Genomic DNA, 8,653 nt, shown 5'->3' with positions numbered 1-8,653 from the left:
GCTTGCTCGTAGTTGACGCGGGGTGGAGCAGCCCGGTAGCTCGTCAGGCTCATAACCTGAAGGTCACAGGTTCAAATCCTGTCCCCGCAACCAAATACAAAACGGCCCGCCTCGCGCGGGCCGTTTTCGTTTGTCACCCTACGGTCTTTCAGCTCGACTCGGCAGAACTTTGCAGCGATGGTCGGCGGCATCGCGATGCCGCAGGTCCGGCCGCGCGGCTAAGCATAAGGAGCGGAAGATGCGGCAGGCACTGATCGTATGGGGCGGCTGGGAGGGCCATGAGCCGGAACTCGGCGCGCGCGCCGTCAAGACGATGCTCGAGGAAGAGGGATTTGCCGTTCGCGTCGAGACCTCGACCGCGGCATTCGCCGATCCCGCAATCGCCGATCTCAGCCTGATCGTGCCGATCTACACCATGTCCAAGCTTACCAAGGCCGAGGAGTCCAACCTCACCACCGCAATCGCGGGCGGCGTCGGCCTTGGCGGCTATCATGGCGGCATGGGCGACGCCTTTCGCGATTCGACCGACTACCAGTTCATGTGCGGCGGCCAGTGGGTCGCCCATCCCGGCAACATCATCGACTACCGGGTCGACATCGCCCGCCGCGACGATCCGATCATGAGCGGCATCGACGATTTCCGCTACCGCTCCGAGCAGTATTACATGCATGTCGACCCCTCGAACGAGGTGCTGGCGACCACCACCTTCACCGGCGCGCACGCGCCGTGGATCGACGGCGTCGTCATGCCGGTGGTCTGGAAGCGCCGACACGGCGAGGGTCGGGTGTTCTACTCGTCGTTGGGGCATGTGGCCAAGGAGTTCGAGGTACCGCAGATGCGGACCATCCTGCGCCGCGGGCTGGCCTGGGCGGCACGCTGACGCCCGTGCCGAGCGCTGTGGCAATGCCGGCTTGAGATTCTATCACCGCCTGCCCGTTCGGATGATCGCGATCGAACGTGCCGCGTATCTTGCTTCATGACACGCAGACCAGCGGGACCAGTACGGTACGACCGGTCCCGCTTTCTGCCTCTTGCAGGTGCGTGCAGCCAAGGCGCGTCAGGTTGGACGGCCTCACGTGACGCGCAATGACCTCATCTCACCGCAACGCGGACGCCGCCGTCGTCGCGAAGGCGATCCACGCACAGGGCGCGAAGGACGAGCGCGGCATCGGCGTAGGTGATCGACCTTTCGCCGCCGGCGGGCAACATGCCGCCGACGGTGTCCAGGACATCGGCCTCGATGCGCCAAGGCAGGATGTCGGTGCAGGTCCGCATGCGACCGAAGACCGAGCTGATCGGGATCATATGGCCTTCGAACTCGACTTGCGGCTCGTCCGTGCCCGGAGTCCAGGCCTGGTAGGCTTCCAGAGCCTCGTCGAAGGCGCCATGCAACTGGATTGGGGCATGGCCCTCGTGCAGGGCGGGCAGCAGGCGTGTGGTCATCGGTTTCCTCCTCGATCGCGGCAGCAATCCATGCTGTCAACGCCCCCGCGCCCTTGGTGAATTGATTGGTCTATTGCACCGGCCTGATGGTGATGGGATCTGGAACGATCTCCAGAAATGTCTGCGTCATCGTCATCTCCTGATCATTCGAACACGAATGCGAAAAGGCCAGGCACTGGAAGGGCAGTATGACTTGCTCCGACTCAAATGTCTATCAAACTTGTAGACATTCGTTAGGCTAAGCTAAGATGACCTCAATCGCCTCGTCACTGACCTTGTCGAGAGACCGGCAAGCGTCTGATCACGATGAACCGGTATTTGGCTCCAGACGATAGCTCGCTCCATCGAAAACAAAGGCGTTGCCGCGTAGCCTGCCGCCGAACGGTATCAGCGGAAAGCAAATGGGAATTCGGAGCGACGATCGTCCAGGGAGGACCGTCGCATGGCGTGGTGCTTGTTAGCGATTCCAGAAATCGCGATGTGGTGTGAGCAACTCGTCCGCGATTTCGGGGAAAGGGCCAAAGACCTCGATCTTTTTCTGGCCGGAGCCGAGTACGGTGCGCGAAGAAAGACTCATCGTCGGATTCTCCGGGTGATCCCCGGTGAGCGCCAGGAGGTCGGTCTCCTCGAAGCCGTAGACCAGCCGGCCGATATTCGCCCAGTAGAGCGTGCCTGTGCACATTGCGCAGGGCTCGCCCGTCGTGACCAACGTGCAGGTCCAGAGAAACTCTGGCCGGTAGGCGGTCGCTGCGCGCCGGGCGAGTTCGGTCTCGGCATGGCGCACCGTGTCGAGATTGCCCTGCCGCATCAGCACGCGGTCATCCGGGCCGACCAGCACCGCACCGAACGGATGATGGCCATGCGCGGCCGTGTCGCGGGCAACGGCGTCAGCGGATCGGAGGTGAGCGAGCATCTGATCGCGGGTCATGGCAAAATCCCCTCACGCCGACACTCACTCCCATGCGCGGCTGTTGAGCTGAGATTGCTGCCAGGGGGCGCGATTGGCAAGAGCCAACCGTCGCTTGAGCGTCCACCTGCTGATGACAATCGCCGCCGAACCGTTTCCCGGAAATGCTCTAGACGCTCTCCAGGTAAGTCTCGATCTCGAAGTCGCTGACGTTGAGCGCGAAGGTGTTCAGTTCCTGGCGCTTGCAGGCGACGAAGGACTGGCGCAGCGTGGCCGGGAAGATCTCCGCCACCAGTGGCCCGCCTTCGAAGCTGGCGATGGCCGAGGCCCAGTCCGGCGGCAGCTTCGCCAGCGTGAGCCCTTGTCCCTCGCCGCCGGTCGGTTCGCCGGGCGACAGTTCTTTCTCGATGCCGATCAGCGCCGCGCCCAGGATTGCCGCCAGCACCAGGTAGGGATTGGCGTCGGCGCCGGAAACGCGATGCTCGATGCGGCGCGCCGCGGAGGGCCCTCCGGGAATGCGGATCGCCACCATGCGGTTCTCGTAGCCCCAGGCAACCGCGGTCGGCGCGTAGGAGCGCGGCCGCAGCCGGCGATAGGAATTGAAGTGCGGGGCGAACACCAGCGTGCTCTCCGCCATCGCCGCAAGCAGCCCGCCGACTGCATGACGCATGGTGTCGGAGCCCTGGTCGCTGCCGTCGTCGAAAATGTTGCGGCCGTCCTTATCGATGACGCTGAAATGGACATGGAAGCCGTTGCCGGCGCGCTCCCCATAAGGCTTGGCCATGAAACAGGCGGCAAAGCCGTGCTTGCGGGCGATGCCCTTGACGGTGCGCTTGAACAGAACGGCGTCGTCGGCGGCGCGCAAGGCGTCCGGCACATGGTTGAGGTTGATCTCGAACTGGCCGACGCCGTTCTCGGCGATCGCGGTGTCGACGGGAATGCCTTGCATGCGGCAGGCCTCGTAGACGTCATGGATGAAGGCCTCGAAATCGTCGATCTCGTCGATCGAGAGCGCGGCATCGGAATCGAGGCGCCGGCCAGTGATCGGTGAAACCGGACCGACGGGGCGCTGCGACGTCGGGTCGACGAGGTAGAATTCGAGCTCGGTCGCGGTGACCGGGGTCAGGCCGAGCGCGGCGTAGCGGTCGAGAATGCGGGCGAGCGCGCGGCGCGGGTCGCCGAGATAGGGCGCGCCGTTTTCATCGGCGAGCCACAGCGGCAGAAGCGCTGTCGGATGCGCCGTCCAGTTGACGGGCAGGATGCCGCGCCCGGTCCACTGGCAAAGCCCGTCGGCGTCGCCGGTCGAGAAGACCTGCGCATTGCCTTCGATATCCTCGCCCCAGATGTCGAGCCCGATCAGCGAGTAGGGCATGCGCAGCTTGCCTTCGAGCGCCTTACGCGCCTGCTCGACGGGAATGCGCTTGCCGCGCATGATCCCGTTCAGATCGCACACCGCGGCCCTCAGGCTCTGGATGTCCTCCCTGCTTTCAAGCCAGTTCAAAACGTCCGCAATTGCATCGCTCAATTTCCAGCCCCTTGGTTCTTTCTGTAGCCATCGCGGCTACGATATCCATTTTTCAGCTTGTGAGTTCATGAAAGGTCGCCATGGATGCTTCCAGGCAATTTTCCTTCATTTTTTCAATTTGCTAGCTGGGATATCGGGGGGCATTTCAGGTCCGTATTGTGCGATCTGCGATCGCAACATAGCTGGATGACGCGGGAAAGCCAAGCCGTGATTTGGCGCCTTCGGCTTGTGCTCGAATGGGCCCTGCAGTCTGCCTAGTGGCGCAGGTCCGGGAATTTCACCTGGCCGAGGATATGTGTCGCACCCTCGTCGATGTCGCGCACGATGGCCGCGCGGGCCCGTTCGCCGTCCTGCGCCTCGATCGCCGCGACGACTTCCTCGTGATAGTCGATGCCGAGAATGCCGGCGAGGCCGTCCTCGAAGCCGATCGCCAGGTTCCTCAGGAACGGACCGACCTGCATCCACACCGTCTCGATCAGGAAGATCATCTGCTCGTTGCCGCAGTGGCGGTAGATCGAGAATTTGAAGTCGTGGTTCTTGCGCAGATAGTCGTCGATGTTTCCGCCGCGCGCGGCCTGGGTGAGCTCGGTGCAATGGCGGCGGATGGCGCGCAGATTGTTGCCGTTGATGCGTTTCGTGGCGAGCTCGGTGGCCGTACCTTCCAGGATGGTGCGCACGGCGGTCAATTGCGAGAAGCGTTCGGCCGAGATCAGCGGCACCTCGACGCTGCCGTTCGGCATCGGGCTCAGTGCCCTCAAGGCCTGCAGCCGGGTGAAGGCGCTGCGCACCGGCATGTCGCTGGTGCCGAGCTCCTTCGCGAGCTTGCGCGAGGTCAGCTTCTGGCCGGGCTGCAACTGGCCCGACATCAGAGCCCGCACGAGCTCCAGATAGACTTTCTCATGCAACGGAACGGTATCGACAGCGGTCAGCCCGAATTGCGATTTGTCGGCCATTGGCGATGCGTTGCTTCACTCGTCCTGAAATCTGCCCGGTCGGCTCTGTCGGCGGCCCGGATGTGTTGCGAGCGGCTTTGGAACCACGATAGACGGTTACAGCGCGCCGCCGCAAGTGCGGGCTTTGGCGGCCATCCGGCCCGTTGCCAGCGATGCCCCCTAACCTACTCCAATGCCGGCCAGGAGGCCGCCATCGATCCTGTAGTCGGCGCCGGTGCAGAAGCTCGCCTTGGAGGAGCACAGGAAGGCGATGAGTTCAGCCACTTCCTCCGGCTCGCCGATGCGGCCGAGCGGATGCGCCTCGCCAAAGCGCTTGAAGGCTGCTTCTATATCGGCGTTCGGGTCGTCGCCGCGCGCGGCCCTTTCGAGGATCGGCGTGCGGATCGAACCCGGGCTGACCGAGTTCACGCGAATGCCCTGGCGGGCATAGTCGAGCGCCAGCGAGCGCGTCAGCGTGTGGATGGCGCCCTTGGTGGTGGCGTAGGCGGCGACATTCTGCTGGCAGGCAGTGCCCTGCACCGAGGCGACGTTGACGATGGCGCCGCCGCCGCGCCTGATCATCTCGGGGATGCCGTAGTGGGCGGTGAGGTAGATGGAACCGACATTGACGGACATCGCCCGGTTCCAGGTCTCGAAGTCGGTGCTGGTCGCGGTGCCATAGGGATGCACCGCGGCGGAATTGACGATGACGTCCAGACCGCCGAAGCGGCCGACACCGGCGGCGATCGCCTGGGCGACCTGGTCCGGCACGGATACATCGACAGTCGCCACCAGCGCGGCGGCGCCGTTGCGGTCGAATTCGTCCTGCATCGCCGCATTGGCGCTCTCGTCGATACCGAGCGCGACGATCGCCGCTCCGCCCGCCGCGAGGCGCCTGGCGCTCGCCAGGCCGATCCCGGTCGTCCCAGTCACCAGGGCGATCTTGCCGTCGAAATCCTTCATTGCCGAAACTCCGTGATTGTCGCCGGGATTTGCAGGCGCGGCGCCGTAGCCGATCCTCATAATGCGCAGGATGACAGGCGACAAGAACGCGTATCCCGTCGGGCGGCGGCTGCCCGATTTGACTCCCTGTCGCGGCCGACAATAAGGTCCCGCCGGAATCACAAAAGAGGGTGTCATGGAACAATGCTGGCGCTGGTACGGCCCTGACGATCCGGTCACGCTCGACCATATCAAGCAGGCCGGAGCGACCGGCATCGTAACGGCACTGCACAACATCTATGACGGCAGCGCCTGGCCCCTGGATACTATCCTCGAGCGCAAGCGCATCATCGAGGCGGCCGGGCTGACCTGGTCGGTGGTGGAAAGCATTCCCGTCCATAACTCGATCAAGATCGGCGCGGCGGAACGGCAGCGTTACGCCGGCTGGTACAAGGACACGATCCGGGCGCTGGCCAAGGCCGGCATTTCCACCATCTGCTACAATTTCATGCCGGTGGTCGACTGGACGCGCACCGATCTCATGTACCGGCTGCCGACCACCGGCTATGCCTTGCGCTTCGACGCGATCGACTTCGCCGCCTACGATGTCTTCGTGCTGAAGCGCAAGAATGCCGAGGCAAGCTACAGCCCGGCGCGTCTCAAGGAGGCGGAAGCGCGGCTGAAATCCCTGAGCGACGAGCAGATCGAAAAGGTCGAGCGCAACCTGATCGCCGGCCTGCCGGCCACCGAGCGCAAGTACAATCGCGACACGATGCGCGACGCGCTCGCCGACTACGACGCCATCGGCCCGGCGGAACTGCGCGCCAACCTTGCCTGGTTCCTGAGCGAGATCATCCCGGTCGCCGAGGAGGTCGGGGCGCGCATGTGCATCCACCCGGACGATCCGCCCTTCTCGCTGTTCGGGCTGCCGCGGGTCGTCTCCACCGCCGCCGACGCGCGCTTCATCCTGGAGACGGTCGACAGCCCGGCCAACGGCCTGACCTTCTGCACCGGCTCCTACGGCGTGCGCGCCGACAACGATCTGGTCGCGATGATCGGGGAATTCGCCTCAAGAATCCATTTCGCGCATCTGCGCAACGTGGCGCGCGAGGCGGACGGCTCCTTCTACGAGGCCGAGCACCTGGAAGGCTCGACCGACATGGCGGCGGTCATACTGGCGCTGATGAAGGAAGAGGCGCGCCGGCGCATGGCAGGCCGGTCCGACTGGCGTATCCCGATGCGCCCCGACCATGGCCACCTGCTTGCCGACGACATCGGCAAGACCAGGATCAATCCCGGCTACTCGCTGATCGGGCGGCTGAAAGGCCTCGCCGAACTGCGCGGCATCATGCGCGCGGTGGAGCGGTTCGAATTGGCCTGAGGCGCAACCTCCAGAGGCCCTAAGCCGGGCGGGCGGCGGGGCCCTCGTTCATCTGGAGGGAACGCTTTCCGGTTGCCGGCGCGCCTCGTGGGCCCTGGCGACAAAATTGCGCCAGCCGCCATAGGCCGAGATATCCGTCGCCGCCAGCAGGCCGGCGGTTTCGGCAAGGAACCCTTTCGCCGATGTGCCGTCGTCGAGCTCGATGGTGCCGATTCCGAGCGGCGGCGGGATAGCGGCGACGAAACGGCCGAAGGCATCGGCGCAAAGCCGCCAGACCTCCACCTCGATAGCCGCGCCGCCGCTGCCGACCCGGACCAGCCCGGGCTTGGGTGGGATTTGGCCGGCAAGCTCATAGAGCTTGTAGGAAGGGCTCGTCCGCGTCGCCCGGCAGAAACGCGCTCCGGCATTCTTCAACTGGCCATTGAGCGGCATTCCCGAGAGGTGCGCGCCGACCACCACCAGTTCGATGCTGTCCTCGGCGGGCGCGGCGGCGGGCTGAGCACTTGGCTGCCGCCATCCGGTCGCGCCGAGGGTGAGATCGCTGGCTGAATGAAGGTCGCGCGCGACCGACGCGAGGAGGCCATCCTTTCCTGCCGCGGCCAACAGGGTCACGCTCATCGGCAGGCCGTCGGCGCGTGTGCCGGTCGGCACGGCGATTCCGCACATGTCGAGCAGATTGACGAAATTGGTGTAGGTGCCCAACCGGCTGTTGGTGGCGATCGGATCGGCAAGCACGGCATCGAGCGTGTAGTGGATTGGCGCCGTCGGCAGGCAGAACAGGTCGACGGAGGCGATGACCGGGGCGAGCCGCGCCTTATAAGCCTGCAGGGCATAGAACCCGCGGAAGGCGTCGGCGGCGCCAGAAACCTATCGGCCGCCGATAATCTTGCGCGTCACGGGATGGAGGGCCGCTTCGTTCACCTCGAAGAAGTCGCGGATCGCGGCATAGCGTTCCGCCACCCAGGCGCCCTCGTAGAGAAGATCGGCGGTGGCGTAGAAGTCGCCGAACGGGATCTCGACCAGGCGGCAGCCGAGCGGCGACAGCAAGGCCAGCGACGCCTCGAAACCAGCCTGCATTGCCGCATCGCCGAAGAATTTCAGGTCGGCTTTTGCCGGGATACCGACGCTCAGCGCCGGCGGGCGCGCCGCGAGCGATTGGACGGCGATGTCACGCGAATAGGGATCGGCCGCGTCGCGCGCGGCGGCGACGGAGAATACCGCATAGGCGTCGTCGACGGTCAGCGCGAAGACCGAGACGCAGTCGAGCGTCCGGCAGGCTGGCACGACGCCAGCCGTCGACAGCGCGCCGACGCTCGGCTTCAGCCCGACGACGCTGTTGAGGCCGGCCGGAACGCGACCCGAGCCGGCGGTATCGGTGCCAAGCGCGAAGGAGACGATGCCGCGCGCCGTCGCCACGGCCGAGCCGGAGGAGGAGCCGCCGGGCACCAGTTTCGGATCGATCGCATTCCTCGGGATCGGCCACGGCGTGCGCACGCCGTGGCCGATCCCGAGGAATGCGATCG

The 8,653-nt window shown here is 65.0% G+C and carries 7 protein-coding genes, 1 tRNA gene and 1 pseudogene; 3 read left to right on the top strand and 6 right to left on the bottom strand.

What is annotated here, in order from left to right:
• Nucleotides 1-16 precede the first annotated feature (16 nt).
• Nucleotides 17-93 (top strand) — tRNA-Met (locus EN745_RS23920).
• Between the two features lie 145 nt (nt 94-238).
• The gene (locus EN745_RS23915) at nt 239-880 is read left to right on the top strand and encodes a ThuA domain-containing protein (RefSeq protein WP_127422411.1); all 642 of its coding nucleotides are present in this window, start codon (nt 239-241) and stop codon (nt 878-880) included.
• A 212-nt stretch (nt 881-1,092) separates the two neighbouring features.
• On the opposite strand, the gene EN745_RS23910 is transcribed toward EN745_RS23915, so the two are convergent.
• The 5 genes from EN745_RS23910 to EN745_RS23885 all read right to left on the bottom strand — a co-directional run bounded on the left by EN745_RS23910 (nt 1,093) and on the right by EN745_RS23885 (nt 5,770).
• The gene (locus tag EN745_RS23910) at nt 1,093-1,443 is read right to left on the bottom strand and encodes a hypothetical protein (RefSeq protein ID WP_127422410.1); all 351 of its coding nucleotides are present in this window, start codon (nt 1,441-1,443) and stop codon (nt 1,093-1,095) included.
• A 457-nt stretch (nt 1,444-1,900) separates the two neighbouring features.
• Entirely contained in the window at nt 1,901-2,371 is a 471-nt protein-coding gene (locus EN745_RS23900; RefSeq protein ID WP_126058160.1) for a nucleoside deaminase, read from the bottom strand.
• 148 nt (nt 2,372-2,519) lie between these two features.
• A complete protein-coding gene (locus tag EN745_RS23895; protein WP_126058161.1) occupies nt 2,520-3,875 on the bottom strand; it encodes a glutamine synthetase family protein in 1,356 nt (451 codons plus the stop codon).
• Between the two features lie 254 nt (nt 3,876-4,129).
• Nucleotides 4,130-4,828 (bottom strand): GntR family transcriptional regulator, encoded by a 699-nt coding sequence (locus tag EN745_RS23890; protein ID WP_126058162.1) that lies wholly within the window; start codon nt 4,826-4,828, stop codon nt 4,130-4,132.
• Nucleotides 4,829-4,987: 159 nt separating this feature from the next.
• Nucleotides 4,988-5,770: an SDR family oxidoreductase gene (locus EN745_RS23885; protein ID WP_126059350.1), complete on the bottom strand. Its 783-nt coding sequence runs from the start codon at nt 5,768-5,770 to the stop codon at nt 4,988-4,990.
• A gap of 175 nt (nt 5,771-5,945) precedes the next feature.
• Between EN745_RS23885 and uxuA the strand changes: the two genes are divergently transcribed.
• Complete coding sequence (gene uxuA, locus EN745_RS23880; RefSeq protein WP_127422409.1) at nt 5,946-7,130, top strand: mannonate dehydratase; 1,185 nt, start codon at nt 5,946-5,948, stop codon at nt 7,128-7,130.
• Between the two features lie 48 nt (nt 7,131-7,178).
• On the opposite strand, the pseudogene atzF reads toward uxuA, so the two are convergent.
• Nucleotides 7,179-8,653, bottom strand: a pseudogene (atzF, locus tag EN745_RS23875) (allophanate hydrolase); the annotation flags it as partial.

This window comes from Mesorhizobium sp. M4A.F.Ca.ET.022.05.2.1 (assembly GCF_003998845.1).
In the GTDB taxonomy this organism is placed as follows: domain Bacteria; phylum Pseudomonadota; class Alphaproteobacteria; order Rhizobiales; family Rhizobiaceae; genus Mesorhizobium.
The sequence above is the reverse complement of the archived record's forward strand: the minus strand, read 5'-3'. Positions and strand labels throughout refer to the sequence as shown.

What these genes read in the sequence shown, in the direction of transcription:
- EN745_RS23915 (WP_127422411.1), top strand. Translation starts at nt 239, where the DNA reads ATGCGGCAGGCACTGATCGTATGGGGCGGCTGGGAGGGCCATGAGCCG.
- EN745_RS23910 (WP_127422410.1), bottom strand. Translation starts at nt 1,443, where the DNA reads ATGACCACACGCCTGCTGCCCGCCCTGCACGAGGGCCATGCCCCAATC.
- EN745_RS23900 (WP_126058160.1), bottom strand. Translation starts at nt 2,371, where the DNA reads ATGACCCGCGATCAGATGCTCGCTCACCTCCGATCCGCTGACGCCGTT.
- EN745_RS23890 (WP_126058162.1), bottom strand. Translation starts at nt 4,828, where the DNA reads ATGGCCGACAAATCGCAATTCGGGCTGACCGCTGTCGATACCGTTCCG.
- EN745_RS23885 (WP_126059350.1), bottom strand. Translation starts at nt 5,770, where the DNA reads ATGAAGGATTTCGACGGCAAGATCGCCCTGGTGACTGGGACGACCGGG.
- uxuA (WP_127422409.1), top strand. Translation starts at nt 5,946, where the DNA reads ATGGAACAATGCTGGCGCTGGTACGGCCCTGACGATCCGGTCACGCTC.